The sequence below is a fragment of the Streptococcus suis genome (genome assembly GCA_002831545.1).
Taxonomy (GTDB): Bacteria; Bacillota; Bacilli; order Lactobacillales; family Streptococcaceae; genus Streptococcus; species Streptococcus suis_P.
Genome location: CP025095.1, coordinates 1561855 through 1587242 on the forward strand (window position 1 = coordinate 1561855; position 25388 = coordinate 1587242).

At 42.2% G+C, this 25388-nt stretch carries 15 protein-coding genes; 1 reads left to right on the top strand and 14 read right to left on the bottom strand.

The features are described 5' to 3' along the window. Positions 1–278: 278 nt before the first annotated feature. From CWM22_07665 to CWM22_07730, 14 genes are all read right to left on the bottom strand, one after another. Positions 279–1631, bottom strand: a complete 1353-nt coding sequence (locus tag CWM22_07665) for a transposase (GenBank protein ID AUC91775.1) — start codon at positions 1629–1631, stop codon at positions 279–281. Beyond that, entirely contained in the window at positions 1585–1791 is a 207-nt protein-coding gene (locus CWM22_07670) for a transposase (protein ID AUC91776.1), read from the bottom strand. Before CWM22_07670 ends, CWM22_07665 begins: the two co-directional genes overlap by 47 nt. A 51-nt stretch (positions 1792–1842) precedes the next feature. Then, positions 1843–2193, bottom strand: a complete 351-nt coding sequence (locus CWM22_07675) for an IS66 family insertion sequence hypothetical protein (GenBank protein AUC91777.1) — start codon at positions 2191–2193, stop codon at positions 1843–1845. Then, entirely contained in the window at positions 2174–2359 is a 186-nt protein-coding gene (locus CWM22_07680) for a hypothetical protein (protein AUC91778.1), read from the bottom strand. The genes CWM22_07675 and CWM22_07680 overlap by 20 nt, the downstream gene beginning before the upstream one ends. Before the next feature lie 168 nt (positions 2360–2527). Next, a complete protein-coding gene (locus CWM22_07685) occupies positions 2528–3382 on the bottom strand; it encodes a hypothetical protein (protein AUC91779.1) in 855 nt (284 codons plus the stop codon). Positions 3383–3406: 24 nt separating this feature from the next. Further along, positions 3407–5413, bottom strand: a complete 2007-nt coding sequence (locus CWM22_07690) for a hypothetical protein (protein ID AUC91780.1) — start codon at positions 5411–5413, stop codon at positions 3407–3409. A gap of 34 nt (positions 5414–5447) precedes the next feature. Next, entirely contained in the window at positions 5448–15140 is a 9693-nt protein-coding gene (locus CWM22_07695) for a hypothetical protein (protein ID AUC91781.1), read from the bottom strand. Between the two features lie 812 nt (positions 15141–15952). Then, positions 15953–16954 carry a tagatose-bisphosphate aldolase gene (gene lacD, locus CWM22_07700; GenBank protein AUC91782.1) on the bottom strand — a complete coding sequence of 334 codons (1002 nt, stop codon included), beginning with the start codon at positions 16952–16954 and terminating at the stop codon, positions 15953–15955. Between the two features lie 23 nt (positions 16955–16977). Further along, positions 16978–18123: an N-acetylglucosamine-6-phosphate deacetylase gene (gene nagA, locus CWM22_07705; GenBank protein ID AUC91783.1), complete on the bottom strand. Its 1146-nt coding sequence runs from the start codon at positions 18121–18123 to the stop codon at positions 16978–16980. A 262-nt stretch (positions 18124–18385) separates the two neighbouring features. After that, a complete protein-coding gene (locus CWM22_07710; GenBank protein AUC91784.1) occupies positions 18386–18724 on the bottom strand; it encodes a YlbF/YmcA family competence regulator in 339 nt (112 codons plus the stop codon). 9 nt (positions 18725–18733) lie between these two features. Further along, positions 18734–19837, bottom strand: a complete 1104-nt coding sequence (locus CWM22_07715) for a prephenate dehydrogenase (protein ID AUC91785.1) — start codon at positions 19835–19837, stop codon at positions 18734–18736. Positions 19838–19844: 7 nt separating this feature from the next. Beyond that, complete coding sequence (aroC, locus tag CWM22_07720) at positions 19845–21011, bottom strand: chorismate synthase (protein ID AUC91786.1); 1167 nt, start codon at positions 21009–21011, stop codon at positions 19845–19847. Between the two features lie 2 nt (positions 21012–21013). Continuing rightward, positions 21014–21688 (bottom strand): type I 3-dehydroquinate dehydratase, encoded by a 675-nt coding sequence (locus CWM22_07725; GenBank protein AUC91787.1) that lies wholly within the window; start codon positions 21686–21688, stop codon positions 21014–21016. Beyond that, positions 21685–22848: a class I SAM-dependent rRNA methyltransferase gene (locus CWM22_07730; GenBank protein AUC91788.1), complete on the bottom strand. Its 1164-nt coding sequence runs from the start codon at positions 22846–22848 to the stop codon at positions 21685–21687. Before CWM22_07730 ends, CWM22_07725 begins: the two co-directional genes overlap by 4 nt. Before the next feature lie 116 nt (positions 22849–22964). On the opposite strand from CWM22_07730, the gene CWM22_07735 reads away from it, so the two are divergent. Next, complete coding sequence (locus CWM22_07735) at positions 22965–25139, top strand: alkaline phosphatase (protein AUC91789.1); 2175 nt, start codon at positions 22965–22967, stop codon at positions 25137–25139. Positions 25140–25388: the final 249 nt, after the last annotated feature.

Sequence of the window (25388 nt, forward strand, 5' to 3'; positions counted from 1 at the left end):
TTCTGCTTTTCTTCTCAAAGCGGCGAGATTGGGGAATAGTCAGTGGGACGATGGGCTGTGACATAAAAAAATCCTCCAGTTATGTTTTTCTAACAATATACTGGAGGAGGGAGTGATTAGATAGATACCTTGTTATTGGGCGGTTACGAATGATTGGATAGGTACCTTGTTATGGGGCGGTTACGGTTACCCTAGTACGAGCAACGCCTCTCCGTAACCGCCCAATAACAAGGTATATTGAAAAGGTTCCAAAGTCCTGTCGACTCTGGAACCTTTTTCTATTTACACGCTCTCTTAATTGTTTCCTTCCATGGCAAATAAGCCTCTAGCACCTCTTTTTTTGCGAGCGTCTCTTCGTTGGGTAAGTGTTCTAGAAGATAGGTCATATATTTCTCTGCATCAAGTCCGTGTCGCTTAGCTGTTTCCAAAAGACTCAAAATGACAGCTGTCGACTTGGCTCCCTCAAAGCTCTGAGAGAACAGCCAATTTTTTCTGCCCATCACCAAGGTCTTCATAGCCCTCTCAGCCATATTGTTGGATAGGACTAGGTCACCGTCCAAGAGAACGTTTCGGAAGGTGGTTTCGTATTTGAGGCTATACTCCATTGCAGTGCCCAATTTGGAGCCTGGCAAAACGGCCTGATTGCGACACCAATCAAAGAACTCGTCCATCAAGGGAGTTAACTCTGTCTGCCGTTTATGTCGCCGTTCCTCAGTAGACAAATCTGCCCAGTCATTCTCTAAGGCAAATAGGCGGTCGCAATAGGCTAAACCCTTAGCACCTAAAGAAGTCTTGTCTGTCTTCTTAGGAGTCGCCTCAAAGAATTTTCTTCTGACATGAGCCCAACAGCCAACCAGCTGAGCCTTGTCTAACTGCCGATAGGCTGACCACATGTCACAATGTACATAGCCCGCATAGTCCCCAAGAACTTCCTCCACAACCAAGCCACTCCGTCGTTTGTCATGATGATAGAGGGTGATGCCCTTTTTCTCATGCTTCCCAGACAAGAAAGTCCAGTAGAAGGTCAACTGGCTATCATTTTCTAAGACCTTGTAGGAGGTTTCATCCGCATGGAGAATAGGCTGCTCCAACAATTTCTCGTGCAACAGGTTATAAATCGGTTCGAAATAATACTGACTAGACTTGATGTGCCAATTGGCTATTTCCTTGCGACTGATGGGCAGACCGAGCTTGTTCCAATCCTCTTCCTGACGGTAATTGGGCACCTTCAGATTGAACTTCTGGTGAATGGTGTGGGCAATGATAGAGGCTGAACCCAAGCTGTGTGCCAAAGGTGCCTTAGGAATGGGAGCCTTGATAATCTTATCGCTCAGATTCTTCTGACTACATGCCTGACACTTGTATGCGTGTTGAACATGGTCAATCCGCTTTAATTGTGCAGGAATGAAGACCAACTCTTGTCGTTGAACAGTTGAACCAATCTCCTTTAATTGACCATGACAGTCTGGACAGGTACAATCTTCGCCTTGCAATTCGTGATGCACTATCTCTGGAGTGAATTGGCTGAAAATAGCCTGACGAACTCCCTTAGCTTTCTTGCGTTTATAGGTAATCGTTTCTGTTTCAACTGGGTAAGTCAGCTTCTTCTTCAGGGAGAATTTCCTCCCCAAACAAGCTCAGCTGACCGGGTTGATACACAACCTTCTCTGATGATTTTCCGTAGAGTTTCTGTCTCAGATACTCAATCTGTTCACGAAGGAGGCTCAACTCGTTGGTCATGATTTCAATGGTTTTTGTTAGACTTTCAATCACTTTATCTTGTGACTCCATGGACTTACCTCCTTCTTTTTATCTCATTATACACAAAGAAAAGCCATGATTTCAATAGAAATCACGACTTTTTGAAAGATTTATTTTTGGATTGATAGAAAATCCTTTCATGAGCCAGTCCACCTGCTCGGAAGTTAGAGCCTTGACCTCTTCTTCATTGTTTGGCCAGGTCAATTTTCCATTCTCAAAACGTTTATACAATAACCAAAATCCTTGTCCGTCCCAGTAAAGAGCTTTGAATCGGTCTTTTCGACCTCCGCAGAAGAGATAGACCTGACCTGAAAAGGGATCCAGATTGAATTGACTTTTGACAAGGTAGGCGAGAGAATCAATCCCTTGACGCATGTCCGTTTTACCGCAAACCAAGTAGACTTGACCTAAATCACTGAGTCGGATGGTCATAGTGCAGTACCTTATCCAAGATTGTTTCTAATATTTTTTGGTTGATAGAGTGAAAGAATGTGACTTCCACTTTTCCGAGACGAATTTTCATCAGAATATCGTTTCTGCCTTTCTTCTCAAAGCGGCGAGATTGGGGAACAGTCAATGGGACGATGGGCTGTGACATAATAAATCCTCCAGTTTTGTTTTTTATAACAGTATACTGGAGGAGGGAGTGATTAGATAGATACTTTGTTATTGGGCGGTTACGCCTCTCCTTTAAACCGAAAAAATCCCATTGCCACAGATTCAACCTGACAATGAGATTTTTTCTTTGTTCTTAGTCTGTCAGGCACTATCGTTTCGTATAAGTAACCAAACGATAGCCCAGCAAGAAGAGGATAATGCCTAGCGACAGAACCGCTATGACCACCGCATTCCCTGTATATGGAATCTCAATACCGGGCGGTGTGATGGGCTTGTTCTTGATTTTTACAATCTCAGAAACATGCGAATCCGAGCTAATCTCAAACGGTATCGTATCGTGAGACAGAAGATATCCTGTAGGTGCCTGCACCTCCTTTAGGTAATAACGACCATAAGGAAGAGAACCTACTTGAAAACGACCATCTGAGCCTGAAGTGACATGATAAGAATTGCCGTCGATAGTCACTTCCTTCAGTTCTCCATTCACTTCCTCAAGGACTACAAACTCTGCCCCTGATAAGGGAGCTGTGCTTGTTGAAACCTTCAGAAAGGTTTTACTGCCGGTTTCCTTGCTTGGTCTTCTGACTTTTGCCTCAATCTGCGCAACACTGCCGTCAACTTTCATCAAGAATGGGACAACCTCGAGACTCGTAGGAGTTCCTACTTGTCGGACATAATACCACCCTTTAGCCAAACCCTGAAAAGTGGCCTGACCTTCTGAAGTAAGGGCTTGCGAAGAAATCGGCTCTCCGTAGAGTTGGTTTAACTCGGACCGACTTTTTATATATAAAGTATCTGCCAACTGTCCAGAAGAGGCTGGCTCTTCTGCAGCAATATACCAAGCCTCCAAGCCTGTCGACACTTGACTGGCATCTATTCCGTCTGGAAGAGGAATATGAACCTGAACATCAAAGGAGTCTTGTGCTTGAAGTGAAAGCGAGGGCAGTGACAATACACAAATAATAGCTATGAAACAACATACTAGCTGTCTGATTCGTCTCATCTGTCCCTCCTTTTCTACTCTATCCTAGGCGTCTTCTGCCTGGCGTTTTTTCATAGCGATGAATGCAAATACCATTGTACTCAAACCTACAACTGTAAATACAACTGTACCAATGCCACCAGTTTGTGGAATGGTAATCTTTTTGTTTTTCACTTGTTGGAAGTTAGTAGTATTTACCTCTTCACCTGAACCCCAGCTACCTCTATTCACTGTAAATTGAATCTTATCACTTGGTAAAGCGTAGCCTTCTGGAGCCTTGGTTTCTTTCAAGTAGTAGGTTCCAGCTTTCAAACCTTTAACTTCGAATTTACCTTCTGTAGATGAAATGAACTTGAAAGCTTGAGACTCATCTGCTACCCACTGCCACTGCATATTCAAGGCTTCATAGGCTGCATCACGTGCTGCTTTTTTAGTAACAACTTCACCACTATTTGCTTTTACTGCTGCAAGATAATCTTGTTCTGCTTGTGTGTACTTAGTCAATGAATCTGCTTGGGTATTTGCTGATTTCAAAGCCAAATATTGATTTTGATCATTCGTCACCACAAACTCTGCGCCGAGAAGTTTGTCACCACCAAAGTTGTCTTGATTATCTGTCTTGATGAAACGTTTTCCGTGAGTGATAACTTTTGGTTGTTCTGGTACTAGCGGTGGTGGGTTGTCTGATGGGTTGTTGGTTACGGTGAGGATATGACCTTTATCAACACCTTGTTCAACAGTATAAGTTGGAAGGTAGCCGTTAATATCCTTTTCGACAACTATGTATTCTTTTGTTGATTTTAAATCAGCATGAGTAAACTCAATTTCTGTTTGACCTGGTTGAATTGTAATTTCTTCACCAATCTTTTTACCAGTTTCTTTTTCATAGACAACAAATGTTGCAGATTTATTTTGTGACTTATCTCCCCAAACTTTATTGATTTTAATTTTCAGCTGACCACCTTCTTCTTTCGGTGTCACTGGTTTTGGCTCTGAATCAGTGAAGGTACGTGGGCGGTTACCATAGTGGAATTTCACTTTGTTAGGGATTTCAGTATCAACAATGGCTGAGTCGTTTAGGACACCCCTATAGGTCAAAGTGATGTTAACATCCCGAGTTTTAGCAGCCTCTTCAATAGCGGCAAGACCGACTTCCTTCATTTTCACCATAAAGCCACGTTTGTCTTGAGTAATAGTGTAGTGATCATTTCCATTAAGAGCTACAACTTCTTTAGAAGCAACTTGGATTGAGCCTTCAACAAAGTCCAACCCTTCAACCATCAAGTCTTCCCAGACAATTGTCTTGTAAGAAGAACCTTTTGGAATTTTTGTAGTGATTTTATAGTCTATTTCTTCGCCAATTTCGACATTTTTTGTATCAGTTTTATCATTTCCAAAAGTCTTTTTCACAGTCGGCTTATCCTCTGTGTTCTTTGGATAAACATGGAGAGGGTTATTTGTGCTATCAAAATATCCTGTTCCATCAGGGAGAGTGACTGGTAAGACAAGACGGAATGGAACTGCCTTAGCTTCTGTTAATTCATTACCTTCTTGTTTATTGTAGTAAGGTGAGTTTGCCTTATCTTCCACAAAGATATAAGTGCCATTTGGAAGTGTAAATTCTGCACCAGCATTATTTTCACCAGTAACTACACCATTAGTACCATACTCTCCATCCATCAATTTGTAGTTCTCATTAGCACCATCACCAGAGATACCCAACTGATCACCAGTTTTTGTCACTTTATCTTGAGCTTGGTCAACCTTCTTCCAAACCTTGAAGTTGACACCTGCTATTTCTTTCGCACTACTACCAAAATAATCAGTAATTGTGCCAATCTGATTACCATTGTAGCCATCTTTTTTGGCTTCGTGATCAAAATCAGCGAACTGTTCCTTATTCAATAAAATTTTATGAACAAAAACTTTCGTTTGCTGCGGTTGCTGTGTATCATCAGCATGTACCAGATGGCGAATATTTCCCAATGGACCTAGGATTGTCACTAAGACGGTCAAGAGGGAAAATAATTTCGTTAGTTTTTTCATGAACATTCTCCTATTTTTTTAGTTGTGTTTCCATTAGGGGTTATAGACTGTTTTTGCGACGTCGCTCAACGGCAAAAGCAACGAACATCATCACCCCCCCTAATGCAATATATGGGATTGCGCCCATTCCACCTGCTTGCGGATATTCTCCTTTGCGGAGGTTTTTCACGATAATCAGGTGAGGATCCATACCGTCCAGACTGACGAGGTCACCACCATCTCGAATGGTAATCGTGCCATCTGCACCTATATCGATTTGGAATTCTTTTTCGATCTTTTGATAGCCCTCTGGAGCTACCGTTTCTTTCAGGATATAGGTTTTCCCTAAAGCCAATTGGTCAAAGCTCACTTCATCCCCTGTGGTCGTCGTTGTTTTGACAACGGCTGAGGCAGGATTATCACCTTCTCTTAGCTCAAACTCGGCTTCTAACCGTTGATTTGGATCACGGTAAGAGCGCTTGGCTAGTTTGATGGATGTGGTCGAGCGTGTGTTCTTCATGGTGAAGAGGACAACATTCTCCCCATTCGCTCTTTGAGCTAGGCTAACTTGATCATCTCCGTTATGGAGATAAGTCGTTCCATCATGGTTAATCTGGAAACGATATTGTTTCGGATTTAGTTGATAGCCTGTTGGAGCAGCTGTTTCTTCCAAGATATAGTAACCAAAACTTAGTGGTGTTTCGAATATACCATTTGCAGTTGTACCACTAGCAATTTCAGCATCTTTAACTCCATCATTGTTCGAATCGCTATAAATCTTGAATGTTGCTCCGTCTAGGAGTTGATTATCATTACGACTATCCGATTTTTGGAGTCGGAACTTGAATTGCTTGAAGTTCTTGATGGTTATCTCAAGGGTAGCCCCTTGTGACACATCAACCGTTACCATATTCGAATCAAAGTCTATGAGTCTCAGACTTCCATCTGCTTGGATCTCGAATTTAATGTCTCGCAACTCAGTGGTTGGTCTATAACCACCGGTTGGAACGACTGTCTCTTTCAAGATATAGATGCCGACTGGCAGGTTCGAGAAGGTAATACTATTGTCCGCATTGCTGGTAGTGCCTTTCATACCGACACCATCAATGACTACAGGTCGATTATCCTCTGTAAAGAGTTCAAATCGAGCGTTCAATCCAGTCGTTGGATTATGGTAGTCCCGTTTCTTCACTTTGATGCTACGACGTTCATTTTTAACGGTAATCGTTGTTGAGCGATCCGTCGCATCAATGTCACCGATAGCAAAGTTGTCATCTCCATTATCTGTCGTTACGCTACCATCTTCTGCAACCACCAGCTTGTACTTTTTACCGTTGGTCACATACCCTGTCGGTGATTGGCTTTCTTGTAGATAGTAGGTACCCGCGTCTGTAACAGTAAATTCAAGAATACCTTGGCTATTTGTTGTCTTTTCGTCCCCTATCTGGGTTGTTTGGTCAGAAGCAAAGAGCTTGAACTTGGCTCCTGCGAGAAGCGTTTGTTTGGTCTTGTCTATTTTCTTAACCTTGATTTTCTTCTCAAACTCATTTTTAAGGACGATAGACAAACGACCATCCTTGGTTGTAGTCCCCACTAAGTCTGTAGGGGCATCCACCTCAAGTTCAATCTGATTGGAAGCATTAACAGTAAATGTAAATGCTTCCAACTGTTTGTAACCACTTGGTGCACTGATTTCTTCCAATCTATAGCGCCCCTGTGGAAGCAAGAAGACTGCATCTCCATCAGCTCGTGTCGTCCATTCTACTGTCTTAGCAGTCGAGTTAACAACACCTCTATAATTATTTTGATGCCATGTCACATCTTTAAAGTTTGGAGCAGGTGTTTGATCCAGTGCAGTTATTTTCAATCGAACGCCTGCCAGACTGACACCTGTCGCTTTTTTCAGTTTTTGAACGCTCATCTCAAGGAACTTGAAGTTCTTGACGGTTATCTCAAGGGTAGCCCCTTGTGACACATCAACCGTTACCATATTCGAATCAAAGTCTATGAGTCTCAGACTTCCATCTGCTTGGATCTCGAATTTAATGTCTCGCAACTCAGTGGTTGGTCTATAACCACCGGTCGGAACGACTGTCTCTTTCAAGATATAAATACCGACTGGCAGGTTCGAGAAGGTAATACTATTGTCCGCATTGCTGGTAGTGCCTTTCATGCTAACACCATCAATGACTACAGGTCGATTATCCTCTGTAAAGAGTTCAAATCGAGCGTTCAATCCAGTCGCTGGATTATGGTAGTCACGTTTCTTCACTTTGATGCTACGACGTTCATTTTTAACGGTAATCGTTGTTGAGCGATCCGTCGCATCAATGTCACCGATAGCAAAGTTGTCATCTCCATTATCTGTCGTTACGCTACCATCTTCTGCAACCACCAGCTTGTACTTTTTACCGTTGGTCACATACCCTGTCGGTGATTGGCTTTCTTGGAGATAGTAGGTACCCGCGTCTGTAACAGTAAATTCAAGAATACCTTGGCTATTTGTTGTCTTTTCGTCCCCTATCTGGGTTGTTTGGTCAGAAGCAAAGAGTTTGAACTTGGCTCCTGCGAGAAGCGTTTGCTTGGTCTTGTCTATTTTCTTAACCTTGATTTTCTTCTCAAACTCGTTTTTAAGGACGATAGACAAACGGTTATCCTTGGTTGTAGTCCCCACTAAGTCTGCAGGGGCATCCACTCCAAGTACAATCTGATTGGAAGCATTAACAGTAAATGTAAATGCTTCTAACTGTTTGTAACCACTTGGTGCGCTGATTTCTTCCAATCTATAGCGCCCCTGTGGAAGCAAGAAGACTGCATCTCCATCAGCTCGTGTTGTCCATTCTACTGTCTTAGCAGTCGAGTTAACAACACCTCTATAATTATTTTGATGCCATGTCACATCTTTAAAGTTTGGAGCAGGTGTTTGATCCAGTGCAGTTATTTTCAATCGAACGCCTGCCAGACTGACACCTGTCGCTTTTTTCAGTTTTTGAACGCTCATCTCAAGGAATGGGACGTTTTTTACAGTCAGGCGGATTTCTCGATTTTCATCTGCATTGCTGGTCGTCAAGAGTTCTGCTGGTCCTTCAAGAACGGTTAGTGTTCCATTGGCAGCAATCTGTACCTTAATATCCATAATTCCATTGTAATTGCTTGGCGTTCGTACCTCTTTGAGGACATAATCACCAGGATTGAGATTACGGAAGACAAGGTTCTCACCAGACGACGTCGTATTTCCGGCATCGACACGACTACCATTTTCACGATAAAGTTCAAAGCGGGCATCCAGTCCAGCATCTGTCGTCGAATCTTTCTTGATGACTTTAAAGTTATAGCTTTTTTGCGTATTTTTTACTTTAATGCTAATAGCGTTCGTAAGAACTCCGCTAACAGCAGATAAATCTGTTACGCTGACCGCATCGGTCTGGCTTAGGACCCTGAAACGGGTCACCGCTTTTTGTTGGGTCACGTCATAGGCTCGTGTGGTTTCCTCCAATTCCAGCAAGACAGGAGTAGCCAAGCCATCATAGCCTTCTGGAGCCTGCGCTTCCTCAAGAACATATTTGCCCAGCGCTGTCGCAGTTAACCTAGTCATGCTACTTTGACCTGTAAAGGTCAAGGTTTGCACAAGATTGCTGTCATTAAGAGTAACACTTGATACAGTATCAGCTGTTGTACTATCGTCAACTTTGTAGAGCTTAAAGGTGACAGGTTTTGAGATTTGGTTGTTATTGCTATCAACCTTCTCAATTTTGAACTCTGGGTTCTCGATGTTGCCGATTGGATAGACATCCATACCTTGCACATTTACAGAAACAGCCTCTTGAGCCGATACTCTCAACTCTCGTATCGCAAACCATTTTTGTGATACCAATTCTTCATTTCTTATCCGAATATAGCGAGCAAGAATGTCTGTATCTTGCGTCAGACTTTCTCCCGACGCATTGCTCACGAGTGGATAATAGTTCTGACCATCAATAGAGTACTCAACTGTATAGCGATTCAATCTATCTAATGGATTGCTTTGATTTCCTTGCAAATAGTAAATCTGACGGACACGTTTTACGGCTTGTAAATCAACTCCTATATAAGCTCCTACTGGGATATTATCCCCCTGACCATTAAAGTTTGAGTAGGTAACAAATGTATCATCACGACCGTCAATAGCATTTCCATCTTGTCCAGCTTGAATATTGGACAAATCCGCTGACTTGATGAGAGTGGCATTTGTGACCGTTTCGATCGACGAAGCATTGGAAATCTTGTACAAGGAAACTCCTGAGCGAGTCACTGTCACCTTATAAGTAACCGAATCAACCAGATAACCTGTTGGCGGTGTGGTTTCGACAAGAGTATAGGAACCGTAGGTCAGGTTATTAAAGACAAAGTCTGTATTCGCAGCATGGGTCTGAACGGCTGATACTGCGGTTGTATCATTGCCCTTGGTCAATGTAAAGGTCATCTGACCCGTGATAAGACTCGGCAAGTCTTCCAATCCCTTGATGCGTTTGGAAATGCGCAGGGTTTTCTTACTGTCGTTTTTGACCGTCAGTTGAAGCGTATTGCCACTTGATGCACCAATTTCTAGAAGCTCTGTATCTCCTGACAAGATTTGTAATTGACCTGCCTGCGTGATTTCAAGTCGAACTGGATCTACTTGAATATAACCTGACGGCGGTGTTACTTCTTTGAGGACATAAATACCAGCTGACAGATTTTGGAAGGTAAGACTATTACTATCCCGTTCAGTATCACCTTGACCAATCGGAGTTGCTTCATTTGCATTGTACAACTCAAAGCGAGCATTGAGGCCGGTATTTGGATTTGCAAGGTCTCGTTTCAATAGCTTCAAGTTGAAGGTGTTCCGCACGTTTTTGACAACCATTTTCAGGGTATTGTCCGTTGCGGTGGTGCTGTCATCAACCGTTACCTTGTCTGTTTGACTGAGCACTCTAAAGCGTGTGACTGCTTTATTGAGCTGAGTGTTATGCGGTTGATTCTCTTCATAAAGTTCCAAGAGAACTGGGGCTGATAGTCCTGTATAACCTGTAGGGGCTTGGGTTTCAACAAGAGCATACCGACCTAGCACCTTGGTTTGTAGATTCTGACTTACCTGACCGTTTGTCAACTCAAAAGTTTGGACATGGTCAGCCTCTCGAATGACAACGTTATCAGCTGTTGTTGTATCATCCACCTTATAGAGTTTAAAGGTGACATTTTGTGAAATGACTTGCCCATTTGTATCCTGCTTTTCAATCCGTAATTTTGGATTTTGGATATTTCCGATAGCAAGTGTCCCATCTGTCAACGGAGTGATTGAGTTTCTTGTGGTAATCGTCATTTCCTTGATGGCTAACCAGACGTTCGTCTTGAGACGGAGGTTGCGAACACGGATATAACGTGCCATCACTTCGGTATCTTTCAATACTTCTCCAAGAGAACCACCAGTCGGTGCATTATAGGTGCCTAGGCTTTGGTAGTTTTGACCATCGACAGAATACTCTAACGCAAGACTATCCATTCTATCCTTATCACTTCCATTTCCTCCTGCTGGACCTTGGAGGTAGCGGATACGGGAAACATTTTTTATTTCTCCCAAATCAACTCCCCACCATTGACCTTCCTCTAGTCGGTTATTGGCAAGTTTGTAGAGAGCAACAGTTGAGTCGCTTCCGTCCAAGGCTCTACCTTCGATATTGTCTCCCCAGAGTGGCGCATTGTCAAAGTGGTTTGACTTGATGACCGTTAGTCCCGTAGCTTGAGTCGTTGTTCCTTGACCAGATTGGTACAAGCTAGCTCGTCCTTTGTCCACGATAACGGTATACGGTGTTGGGGATTTGACATATCCTGTCGGTGGTTCGGTCTCTTCTAAACGATACACGCCTTTTGATAAATTGTTAAACACAAATCTTGTATTAGCATTCTGCCTTAAAGTGATTGGATTAAAGCTTGTATCGTTTAATTTGGTCAACTTGAACGTAACAGGCGAAGTAATCAAATCGTTCAGACTTTCTAGTCCCTTGATTTTCTTAGTGATGACAAGAGTGGCTAAATCAGCTCTGTTTTTCACCTTGAGGGTAAGATTATCTGATTCTAGACTAGCATTGTTTCCACCTGAAACCAGTTGCCAAACGTAGTTTGTACCACTTTGGACTAACTTCACTTCGATACCAGTTGTCAGGATACGATAGCCTGCTGGTGCAGTCTCTTCGACAATGCCGTAGTTGACATTGGTCATAATGTTTGGAATGACAACTGCTTCTGACTCGCCGTAAAGCGTAGCGGTTCCATCCGCTTTTGAGGTTTGAATGGTCGCCACTGGTACGGCTCCAGTATTTGGTCGGATAGTGTTGTTATTGTTCGTATAATCGCCTGATTTATAGACTTTAAAGGTGGCTTTATCCGATGTAATGAGACGACCATCTTCGTCTGTCTTTTTAATCTTGAGGCGGACGACATCATTGACAACGGAATAAAGAAGATTGCTTGCATCAACAACTGATAATGGATCAGTCGTTGCAGAGATTGGTGCTCCATTCTCATCCGTAATCGTAATCTGTCCTGTAGCAGTTACTGTCAAGAGGTATACTTTTGGTGTACGGGTATACCCTACTCGTGCCGAGGTTTCTTCAAGACGATAGGTATGTCCTACCAGCAAGGATGGGAAGATGGCATAGCCGTACTCGTCAACTTCATGATTGAAGACAAGTCCTGTCACTGTGTCGGTAATCCTGAAACTAAAGGTCTCTGTTAGTTTTGGACGGATATGCGTTGTCGAAATTGGCAGGGCTGAAATCTTATAATAACCACTACCCTGTGAGGTGACTTGTGCAGGTCCCCAGCTTCCTGATCCAGGGTCAAATTTCCAAGCGTTCAAGCCTCCGGCCGTTTTTTGAACACGTAATAGATTTCCAAATCGGTCTACGACTTCAAGAATACCATTGTTCTGACTGGCTAGTGGGTAGACCTTGCCGCCACTATCTGTCACGACAGTCCCCTCTACCTTGATGGTGACATCGTAATCTTTGAGGAGTGGTCGTGATGGTCTGAAGACCTTGCCATCTGGGCTGATATAAATATCTTCCTCGCCAGCCTTTTTACTATAGACAATACCAGTATCATCTGTATAGGTGATGGTGCTGCCATTTTTCTTCTGGGTAAAGACTTTGTGGAGGTTATTTTCAAAGAGAAGATTGCCTTGATTGTCTGTCTTCTGACTTAAACTTTGTCCGCGATTATCTACAAATTTTTTGCTTAGGCTATTATAGGTATAGGTATTTCCATGGTCATCCTGATACTGAATAGCATCCCCAACCTTTTGGTAGTTGGGGTAAACTACTGCTTTATTTGGGTCAGTTTTCTGAATCTTGAAATTCCCCAAAAGGTCTTTAGGCTCCTTAGGGACTACCCAACCTGCACCAAAGCCTTCCGTCGGTACATAGTAGTCAACGATTTGCCGTGTAGCAAAAACACTCTGTCTAGAATGAACTCCCATGTGGTAGCCCAAACGGTTGAGGTCAGCTGCTTCAGCTGATGGAGTCTTCTTTTTAGACTTGATAATTGCTAAGTAGGTTTTATTGTGTTCTGGACCACCCCAGTTTGCCATCCACTCTGTCGCATTGTAGGGATTAAATCTCTTACCAGTGGAAACTTGCTGACCTGCTTCAGGATTGTTTGGATCTACGGTAGCCATGGGCGGTACCATAGAGGTCGCCTGTTTGCTAGCATATGGACCGTTGTAGCCTTCAAAGAGCTTGATATCGACAATCTGGAGCTCCGAACCTGCTGGTCTTAGATAGACTTCCCAAGCACCTGGACCAGTCGCATTTCTATTTCCATTATATACGAAGTAGTGGTACAGATAGTTCCGATCTTCGTAGACGGGGAAGAGTGCATCACGACCATAGGAGGAGGTCTGTTGAGCACCTGCTCCAAAGTCATGGGTGGTTTCAAAAAGCTGTGTTCGCTGATTGATATAAACACCACTTTTACTAGGATCACCATTAGCGTCTTCTAAGTCAATTGGAGTTCCGTTCATATATTGGGAAGTGTAGATGATTTTCCGACCTAAAAACCAAGGGTTACCATTGGTCGGAGTCGCACCCGCTTGCTCGGTCATCAGCATATAGTTGGGATAAAATCCTTCATAAAAGTCATACTTTTTGATTTGATCATCCAAGTCGTTGATATCCCAGTCCAACCTACTATCGGTTGCTCCGTTACCAGCTGGTCGGATACGCTTGCTACCACGGTGGCGACCATTACCATCTGTAACAGCGGTTAGATTGTATTTATCAACTAGCTTACCGATAATGGCATCCCCTTCAATAGGTCCTTTGTCATTCGCATACTTCTGGACAACGAAGGTCAGCTCGCCTGCCTTGGTATAGTAGACATTGAGAATCGGAATCCCTGTTGGTTCTGTCGCACTTTGTCGTGTCACAACTGTAAAGAAGAGGTTCCCGATATGTGTATCAGGATAGCGGTCCTCTACACTGTCTAGTCTATCGTAGGGAACTGTCTCATTATCATCATACATAGGAGCACGGTTCAGCAAAATCTGGTTCCCAAACTTCAAAGTGAAGTAGTCCCCTTCCTTGGCTTCTGCCGGTAGTTTCCACCTGATATCCATACCAGCACCATAAGTAGAATAACCATCTTGGAATTGATAATAACCAAAGGTATCAATATTGGCGTAAGTGATACCGTAGGTCTCTACACTTGGAGAAAGCGTCGTATTGACTGCAGCCCGTTCTGATACAGAGCGTGTGCGTCGTACTGCACGTGATAAACTTTCTTTTGGTTGGTTAATGACGAGAACTGTCTTAGCAGGCTCTGATTCTGTTAGTTCTACCGCTTCTATTTGTTCAGCGAGATTATAACTTGAGGTAGAAGTGAGTTGCTTGATGGTGTAAGTCCCTAGTGCGATATTTTCAAAGGTCACATTTCCGTTTAAATCCGTCTTCCCTTTCGTCGTTTGTTCGGGATGGTCCACTGGGGAAATTTCAAACTCACTTTCTGTCAGGGGAACCTTTGGGTCTGGATTATTCTCTTCATATGCTCTGAGCTGAATGGTCAGGCTACCTGGGGCTCTTGGCATCTCGGTTGATGCAGTTATCTCTGTCGTTTCCTGATTAGTAAACACCAATTGATTTTCTTTGAGAATGGTCAGGTAATGTTCGTTGGTCATTGCGACCATTTCCCCAGTCTGAACCTCGGCAACCTTTTTGAAGACAAAGACATGCTCTTCAAATCGCTTGCTACTGTCATTTGGGTCTGTATTTAAGGTGATAGAGCGGTCAGCACTGGGTTTGATTTTCAGTGAATAGTAGCCTTCGCCATAAACCGGTAATTGTTCGAGGCCGGCCGCGAGTGCGTCGCTACCCTCTGCTGCAACCTTCCTATCATTTTCATTATAAGCCTCATCTCGGTAGAAACCCTCAGGAAGTATATCCTGACCTTGGTCATTTTGTTGCAAAGCCAGACCGCTTTGTAGCACCAAGGTCAATCCTTGCTCGTTGATTTCTCCTTCTGCAGCTTTGAGTTTGACAACCAGCTGCTCGGTGTTTGTTTGTTCCTTATCAATGGTAAGTGATAGCTTGGAAGCATCCTCTTTATAATCCTTTATGTAAGTGTCGCGTATCCGTACTCCTTCTGTAGTCGTTTCTGATAAGGCAAGGACTGGCGTTGCCACAGAATCTACTATTAACAAGGCGAGTAGCCATTTACTCACTACCTTTTTCCACGATTTCATTTCTTTTTCCTCTCCTATGCTTAGCCACTTGCTGAATCCATTGTGGCTATACAACTACAATGGTGAACAGTCTAACGTTTCACACTTCTATTGACTTTTATATCCTAAATGACAAAAAAATAGTATCAAGCTTTACAAGCCCTTGCTCGACTACTTTGTCTCTTTTTTTAAAACTGATTTCGTCCAAGATGTAGTGATAAACTTTCTTTGTGCTGAAATGACGGTTGCGGGTTCATTCTTTCTCTCAAAAAAAAGTTTCTCTTTACTTCTATGGGTTCCTGTTTCCGACAATTGCGACTTCCTTGCTCACATGGGAACAAGGCGCAGAAACCATTTTTACATCGTGACGCTTTTAAAAGCTCTCTTCCATTATACCCCCCCCCCCCCCCGAAAAATCAAGTAGTTATTCTCAATTTCCACGACCGGCGCGAAAACCTAAATCCTTAAACCTGTAGTATTTTAGTTTGCTTTTAGTACTAGGCAACAAGTCACAGGCATAACTGATACTCTTCGAAAATCGAAAGCAGACGTTGTTAACTTGATTGGATGAGTGAGGCCGGCAAAAAGCCCAGCTCCACTTCTTAGAGTTCTTGTCAACATCTCAGCGCCTACTACCTGAAAATGCGAAAGTATAGTGATTTGAATTAGGAAAAGGACAACTTTAAGTTATAGTGTCAATAACCTACTCCTAAAATAACTTTAAAGTTTTCAAATTGATAAACTTAGATATGTCCTGCTTCATTTCACTATAAATGAATATATTTGATGGCACAAAAAAAGTCTGAACCTAAGCCCAGACCTTACTAAAACAATTATTTTACTTCAACTTTTTCAGTCCAAGGACGCGCTGTAGTTGCTAGAACCTCGTTGAGTTCTTCTACGTTGCGGCGGCCTTGATCTGCCAACCAAGCTTTGGCTGCTTCTTCACCCTCGCTTGCAAAGATGGCTACTGCATCCTTCCAAGTCGCCCGACCACACAGGACACCATTAAAGCTTGAACCAGCTTCTTTGGCAAAGACAAGGGTTTCTTGGAAAAGTTTAGCAGATACGCCAGCGCTCAAATAAATGAATGGCAAGTGGGTACTATCTGTTTGTTCCTTGAAGAAGGCCTTAGCTTCCTCAACTGTATAGACTGGCTCTTTATCTGTGTAGCCTTCTACAAAGTTCATATTGACAGGTACTTCAACCTTGAGCACGTCGGCATTATAACGTGACTTACTAAATTCACGCATGGCACCATTGACCTTGTGTGGTTTGAGGGCTGCGTATTCACGAGAAGTCACATCCATATCGCTGGCATCATAAGTCAAGATTTCGACGAAGTAAGGAATATCTTCTGCGATACACTCACTACCAATGCGTTCTACCCAAGCATGCTTAATGTCGTTGATTTCTGGCTTGTCATCTACATCATAGTAAAGCAAGATTTTTACGGCATCCGCGCCCAATTCTTTGATACGTTTGGCTGACCAATTTGGCAAAAGGTCTGGCAAACGACCTGGTGTGGACGCATCGTAACCTGTTTTTTCATAAGCTGCAATGAAACCGCAATCTGCATGGCGCAATTCTGAAGCCGGAACACCGTATTCCGCATCCAAGAGAATGGAGCTTGCATAAGGAGTCAAATCGCTTGAGATGACTTTCTTGAAGTCAATCAAAATGTCATCACCAAATTCACCACCACCTGCTGCAGCAGCAAGCAGGCGTTTCAATGCACCACGTTGGTCAATCGCCAAGGCCGCAATCACCTGATCGCTGTTTGACAAGCGGGTCATGTGATTGAATTTTGCCTGAGAAAGTTGTAATTTTGTCATTAGTTTCCTCCTAAGGAATTTTATTAACCAAATCGTTTCACGCCATCTAGATAGGTCGCTTGTAAGCGTCCTGCATCATCTACGACGATAAAGTCTGCAGCTCGGCCTTCTGCAATCCGACCACAAATATGGTCAATATTGACAGAGCGAGCTGGTGCCAGAGAAGCCATACGAAGGGCATCAGGTAGGGACACCAAGCCCCATTTCACAACATTCTGCACTGCTTCGATCAATTCTAAGATAGAACCTGCCAAACTACCACTTTCTTTTAAACGAGCAGTTCCATCTTTTACAACAACTTCAAATTCACCGAGGCGGGACTCCCCTTCCCCCATACCGCCAGCTCGCATACAGTCCGTAATCAAAACAGTTTCCTCTGCTCCACGTGCTTTGACCACGATTTCTGCCGCAGCTGGATGAACATGGTGTCCATCACAAATCATTTCCGCATAGACATTTTTTAAATTCAAAGCAGCTCCGACCATACCTGGTTCACGGTGATGAAGCCCACTCATCCCATTGTAAACATGGACGAAGATATTGGCACCAGCTTCTACTGCCGCTTCCGCTTGCGCATAGGTCGCATCGCTGTGAGCCAAGGCAGTATGAATTGCCTTGCTGTTAGCAAACTCGATGAATTCTTTGACGCCTTCACGTTCTGGAGCAATAGCAATTTTATTGACTAAACCTTTGGATAAGCTGTACCAGTTGTCCAACTTTTCAATGCATGGATCACTCATGTACTTAGGATTTTGTGCTCCCTTGTATTTTTCTGTAAAGAAAGGACCTTCTAAGAAAATACCTTGAATCTTGGCGCCTGTTTCCTGCCCTGCATAAGTCCCAATCGTTTCACAAACTGCATCTAAATTTTCAGTCGTATCTGTTAAGGTCGTTGGAAGCCAAGAGGTTACCCCACAAGACAAGAGGCCTTCTGAAATTACCTTGATCCCTTCAAAATCATTGTCCATAACATCGTGAGAAGCGTAGCCGTGGATATGTGTATCAACTAGCCCTGGTGCTAAATGAAAGTCAGAATAATCAACAATCTCCCCTTCAGGCTTTTCAGTCACAATCCGTCCAAACTGACCATTGTCAGTAATTTCCAAATAGGCTGATTTGACCTCACTCTCTGGTAAAATAATAGATTTTGCTTTTATAAATACTGTCATACTATCTCCTTTATTGATATATATACTTATCAAACTGGTTATAACCATATACTAAATATATTGTAGAACTTCTATTAGAAAATGTCAAGTAATTACCATAACTTTATAAGAAATGGATGCTGTGAGAAGGTAGAAAAAAGAGTTCTTACTCCCCAAAGTACCGTTTCTGAATCTGTACTTGGAGATAAGAACTCTACGTAAGCAGTGTATACTAGGCGTCAATCCATGACCTAACACCCTGCTCCTATCAAATATAAATATATTACAACAATTCGTTGAGAGGCTTGAAGATGATACGTTCCAAATCAGCTACATAAGTTCCCAATTGTTGTTGCTTGCTGAAATATTCCGTCAAAAGTGGATTTCCCTGAACTTTCTTGTTGAAATCCAACATTTTCTTTTGGTCAGCTTCAGTAGGAATTTCACCAGCCTGCAATTTAGATTGGATTTCTTTTTGGAAAGAAATATAACTTTCCAATATTTCTTTGGCTTCTGAATCCCCCTCAACTGAGACCTTAACGGCTTCCACTGCCTTATATTCAGGCAGGTTACGGATTGCACGTTCCAATTCATTTGCTATATCATAGATATTTGTTGACATAATTTTCTCCTAATCTAAATGGATTTTGTAAGTCGTCTGCTCTCTTAAACGTTTCGCAGCGTCTTCCAAATTTCCTTTGTTTTTAAACGTAATTTGTAAAATACCGTGTATATCTTCACGGTTCTCTTCATTGATACGAATATTGACAATGGAAATACCCCGTAAGACTTCCAAAACCTTCAAAATCGTATCTTCCTCATCAGGAACACTAAGGAATAAATCGTAGAAAGAATCAACACCTGCACGCTTGTGAATTTCCATGGCTTTACGAGTTTGACGTCCTTTATCAAAAAAGTCCCAAATTGCTTTTTGATCGCCAGATCTGAGAACATCTGAAATTTCTGAGAGACGTGCTTGAAATTCCTCGATTCGATTTAGAATAGAATCTGCATTGGTTAGCAAAATGCTAGTCCACATGCTCGGCTCACTTTCCGCAATCCGTGTCATATCTCTAAATCCTCCAGCTGCAAAATTATTCGTAAAGGGATGATCTTGCGCAAACTCTCCAGCTTGGTGCATCAAACTAGAAGCCAATACGTGTGGAAAATGTGAAATTTGACTGGTCACACGGTCATGTTCTGCCGCATCAATCTGAACAAAACGTGCCCCCGTTCCAGATAACAAATCTGTCAATCGAGGAACCGCATCCTGCTTGGTAGCCTGACACGGTGTCATAATGTAGTAAGCATTCTCAAATAGATGGAGATCTGCTGCACTGGCACCAGATTTATGACTACCTGCCATAGGGTGTCCACCGATAAAATTAATTTGTCTTGGCGCCAAATGTTCCTCAGCAACAGCCACAATTGCAGACTTCGTTGAACCTGCATCTGTAATCAAGACCGTATCCTTCAATTCAAGAGCACTAAATTCTTCAATCAAACGCAAAGAAACTTGAATTGGAACACACAGAAGAATCACATCCGCCTGCTTTGCTACACCCTCCAATTCCATTGATACCTCATCAACCATCCCCTTGCCCAAGGCAATTTGGCATGATTGTTCGTTAGGATCAAAGCCAATGAGGTGATAGTCAGGATGGTCTTTGCGAATACAGAGCGCAAGTGAACTTCCAATCAACCCTAGACCTACAATTAAAATCGTTTTTTTCATTAATTACCTAGAAATTTTTGACATAGTCGCGATGACTGGCTACTGCAGCTTTCAATTCCTCCATATTATCGGAAGAGAACTTCTCTAGGATTTCTGTCGCTAGAGTTGTGGCTACGACTGATTCCATGACCACACCAGCTGCTGGGAGAGCCGTTGGATCTGAACGTTCCACAGTAGCTTTATAAGGCTCATGAGTATCAATGTCAACCGACATCAATGGCTTATAGAGGGTCGGAATTGGTTTCATAACACCACGAATAATCAGAGCCTCGCCATTGGTCATACCACCTTCGAAACCACCTAGATTATTGGTTCGGCGTGTATATCCTTTTTCTTGGGACCAGAGAATTTCGTCCATGACTTGACTCCCTTTGAGATAGCCAGCTTGGAAGCCTACTCCAAATTCTACTCCCTTAAAAGCATTGATTGAAACAACAGCCTGCGCTAATTTTGCATCTAACTTTTTATCCCATTGCACATATGACCCCAAGCCAGCTGGAACTCCTCCAACAACAGTCTCAATCACTCCGCCAATAGTATCTCCATCTCGCTTGATTTGATCAATATAGGCTTTTATTTCTTCTTCACGCTCTTGGTTGACAATGGATACTTCTGACTGGGCTGCACGCTCTTTGATTTCTGCTACGCTTAAACCATCTGGGACATCAATTTCCTTCCCTCCGAAAACGACTACATGGTTAGCAATTTCAATATCCAACTCAGCCAAAATCCGTTTGGCAACCGCACCTACAGCCACACGCATAGTTGTCTCACGCGCACTAGAACGCTCCAAGGAATTACGCAAATCATCAAAGCGATATTTCATACCACCAACTAGGTCAGCATGTCCTGGTCGTGGATGTTTGATACGACGCTTACTTTTGAGTTTCTCTTCGATATCCTCAACTGCCATAATATCCAACCATTTTTGATGGTCTTTATTGGTCACATTCAATGTAATCGGGGCACCTGTTGTCTTGCCGTGACGAACACCAGCCGTAATCTCTACGCGATCTGTTTCAATCTGCATCCGACTACCACGACCGTATCCCCCCTGGCGACGTTTTAAATCTTCATTAATATCCTCAGCTGTTAAAGGAAGACCAGCTGGAACTCCCTCAATAATGGCTGTTAGACGTGGTCCGTGAGACTCACCAGCTGTTAAATAACGCATACTTAATTCTCCAAAATTTCCAAAAACTTACGAGTATTGCCTAAAGACATCTGTCCAGGTGCAGATGTTTCATCTAAGCTGGCAAAAGTCCAGCAGGATCCTGTAATCACACCTGCAATACGCGTTAACTTCCCTAGTTCACCCATAGCGATTGTCGCAAATGTCTGCTCGGTGTTCAGCGATTTAAAACCACGAGTATAATTCATAACATCTAGGACATCCTGCTCTGTCTTAGCCATTACAGCCATTTTAACAACAGCTGGTGACAGGCTAGTTAGTTCAGACATGATTTCCATATAATTAGACGGTGTTTCCTCAAAATTATGATAACTCAACACAAGATTAGGAAACTCCAACATCTGCTCAAAAACCGGCTTATAAGAATAATATTCAAAATCAATATAATCTGGCTGATAAAGCGCTGCAACTTCTTTGATTAAATTGACATATTCTTGATCGTCCAAATCCAAGTGGCCACCTTCACGTGTTGTTCGAATGGTGAAAACCACTTCCTTACCATTACATTTTTCAAATATAGCAGGTGCTACTCTTAAAATATCATCTTTCGGAAGATAGTCTGCTCGCCATTCAACAATATCTGCCTCTGCTAGACGTTCTACATCAATGGCCTCTACATCTTCCAGATTTCTAGGCATAATAGGAACTACTATTTTCATTTATCTACCTGTATCGTAAAGACCTTTAGGTAATTACTACTTTCATCATTTTTATTGATTACAAAATCGGCCGGCAAGCGGTAACTTGCCTCATAACGGTGTTTTCTAACACCAAAACCTTTTTCAATCTGCCGTTTAAATTTTTCAACAGAAACATTTGCGGCGTTGGTCGAAGCGATAATAGTTCCACCTGTATTTAGTATTTCCAAAGATTGAGAAATCAACTTGTGATAATCTTTGGCTACTGAAAAGGTTTGTTTCTTATTTCGTGCAAAGCTTGGCGGATCCAAGACAATCACATCATAAGTTAAGCCTTTACGTTTGGCATATTTGAAATATTCAAATACATCCATTACTACAAAGTGATGATTATCTAAGTCTAAACTATTAACCTTAAAGTGAGCTTTAGAAAGTTCTCGCGAGCGTTTGGCTAAGTCAACAGAAGTCGTTTCCCCTGCTCCGCCCATGGCAGCAGCAATAGAAAATGCTGCCGTATACGAAAACATGTTCAAAAGTGACTTGCCTGCTGCCAGACCATCCACCAAGGAACCACGTACCTCATGCTGATCCAAAAAGATTCCCGTCATCAGACCATCATTCATAAAGACCTGATAGTGAACTCCATTTTCCAACACAGTGAAATATTCAGGGGCTTCTTCTCCATACAGATGAGTAGACTCAAAGGCCAAACCTTTAAAACGAATCTTCTCATAAGCTCCTCTTACTTCTGGAAATACCTGTTGAAAGGCAGCAACAATCATCTCTTTAACAGAATAAATAAAGGTATTATACCATGAAAAAACTGCGTATTCATCATACAAGTCAACCGTCATTCCGCCAAAATTATCTCCATCTTGATTAAATAAACGAAAAGCGTTCGTCACCTCAGATTGATAAAAATGTTGACGTTTCTGTTTAGCATCCACGAATAGTTTAACAAAAAAATCCATGGTCAAATCTTGATTGCTTCTACTAAACAGCCAGCCTATTCCCTTATTCTGTTTGGATAAATAAGCCTGGCCCAAATAGCTTCCAGACTCTGAATACAAAACAGCCAGCCTGTCTTCATCAAACGAAAAACCTGAAAAATCAGCGCTATCCAAGAGTTGAATCCCTCTGTTTATTTTCTGTTCTGCAATACGGTTTACCTTTATTTTCATAGAATTATTATAACATGTTTCTTCATACTATGCCAAAAAAACTCTAAACTTTGAGGCTTATTTTAAAATTATGGTATAATGAACTAAGCTTTTAGAAAGGACCATGAGGTTTTATTGTGAAAAAACTAATTGACTACGTCAAGAAGAGCGGACAAACTCGACTTGGCTTCGTCTTGATTTTGCTAATGATTTACTGGCTCAAAACACTCTGGGCCTACTATGTTGATTTTAATTTAGATACCCAAGGATTTTTCCAAAATTTTATCGCTATTATGAATCCTCTACCAGTAGGAATTTTATTGCTTGGTCTCTCGCTTTATATAAAGAATACGAAGGCATTCTATAGTGTAACGATGACCATTTATATTGTTCTTTTCGCCTGGCTCTTTTCAAATGCAGTCTATTATAGAGAATTTTCCGATTATATCTCCATTTCTACCATGATGGCTACCTCTAGCGTATCTGCTGGATTAGGAGAAGCAGCTCTTAAGTTATTTAGGCTATGGGATATTGTCTATTTTCTTGATTTTATAGCTTTTGGTTTCTTAGTCTACCGTAAGGCATTTCACTGGGACAAAACTCCATTTCATAAAAAATCTAGCTTTGCCATCACAGCCTTTTCAGTATTATTATTCTCTATCAATCTCTTTTTAGCAGAAATTGATAGACCTGAGCTACTTACGAGAGGATTTTCTAATACTTATATCGTCAGAGCCCTTGGTTTACCAGCTTTCCTTGGCTACAATGCTAATCAAACCTACAATGCCCATAAGGATCGCTCTGGGGCCACCGCCTCAGACCTGGAGCCTGTAAAACAATATATTACAGAACATTATGCTCAGCCGAATGACAACTACTTCGGTATTGCCAAAGGACGAAATGTTATCTATCTCCACCTAGAAAGCTTACAACAATTTGTTATTGACTATAAGTTGAACGTCAATGGTGTCGAATACGAAGTCACACCTTTCCTCAATTCTCTGTATCATTCTAGCTCTACTCTCGCCTTTTCTAATTTCTTTAACCAAGTGAAGGCAGGTAAAACCTCTGATGCCGAAACCATGATTGAAACCTCACTTTTTGGACTCAATCAAGGCTCTTTCATGGTCCAATATGGCGGAAGCAATACCCAGCAAGCCGCACCATATATTCTCTCTCAAAATGGTGGCTATACATCTGCTGTATTCCACGGTAACGCAGCTAGTTTCTGGAATAGGAACAACACCTATAAACAATGGGGTTACAATTACTTCTTTGATCAATCCTATTTCTCTAAAGCCACTGCTGAAAATTCATTCCAATACGGTCTGAATGATAAAATCATGTTCGCCGACTCTATCCAATATCTGGAACATTTACAGCAACCCTTCTATACCAAATTTATCACAGTTTCCAACCACTACCCCTATACAACCAGCTTGATTGGGGATGAGATTGGCTTTCCATTAGCCAATACAGATGATGAAACCATTAATGGCTATTTTGCTACTGCAAACTATCTCGATGCGTCCATAAAGGCATTTTTCGATTACTTAAAAGCGACTGGCTTGTACGAAAACTCCGTCATCGTTCTCTATGGTGATCACTATGGAATTTCTAATTCACGCAATCCTGACTTGGCACCGTTGATTGGAAAAGATTCTCAGACTTGGTCAGATTTTGACAATGCCATGATGCAACGTGTTCCATATATGATTGTTGTACCTAGAATGACCAACGGTGGGATTTTTGATACCTACGGTGGTGAGATTGATGCACTTCCTACTCTCGAACATCTTTTAGGAATCAAATCCGATAACTATCTTCAAGTTGGTCAAGACCTACTTTCCAGCCAACACAGCCAAATCGTGGCTCTTCGAACCGCTGGCAGTTTTATCACACCAAAATACACTAGCTACGAAGGTAAAATCTACTATACAGAAACTGGTCTTGAAATTACAAATCCAGATGAGACAACTCAGAAAGAAATTGATGCAATTAAAGAAGCTACCGCAGCACAACTGGCGACTAGCGATGCCATTCAAACTGGTGACCTTATCCGATTCTTCGACAATGGATTGCCAGCCTTGGATTCAAGTCAATATAACTACATTGACTCATTGGCTGCCGAGATTGCACTGGAGAATAAACTTGGTACACAATCGACAAGTTTGTATAGTAAAAACGGCAATAAGTCAACAATTGAACTATTTAAAGCACCAAGCTACCTAGAACTTCACGGTAGTACAACTGCTACTAGCACACCAAATACTGGTACTACCTCAACAAGTACCAGTTCAACTTCGCAGTAATACACTAAAAGGCTTAGAATCATGTCAGTTACTACATTGATTCTAAGCCTTTTTATACTCAATGAAAATTAAAAACAGACTAGCTCCAAAGGTTTGGGGAACCTTTGGAGGTTGGAGATAGAGCGAACGTAGTTCGTTTCTACTTAGCAGATAGAACCCTGTTACTATTTTGTTTCAAGGTAACAGGCTGAAAGGCTCCACTGGAGCCTTTCACTCATCAAATCAAGTCAACAACGTCTGATTTTGATT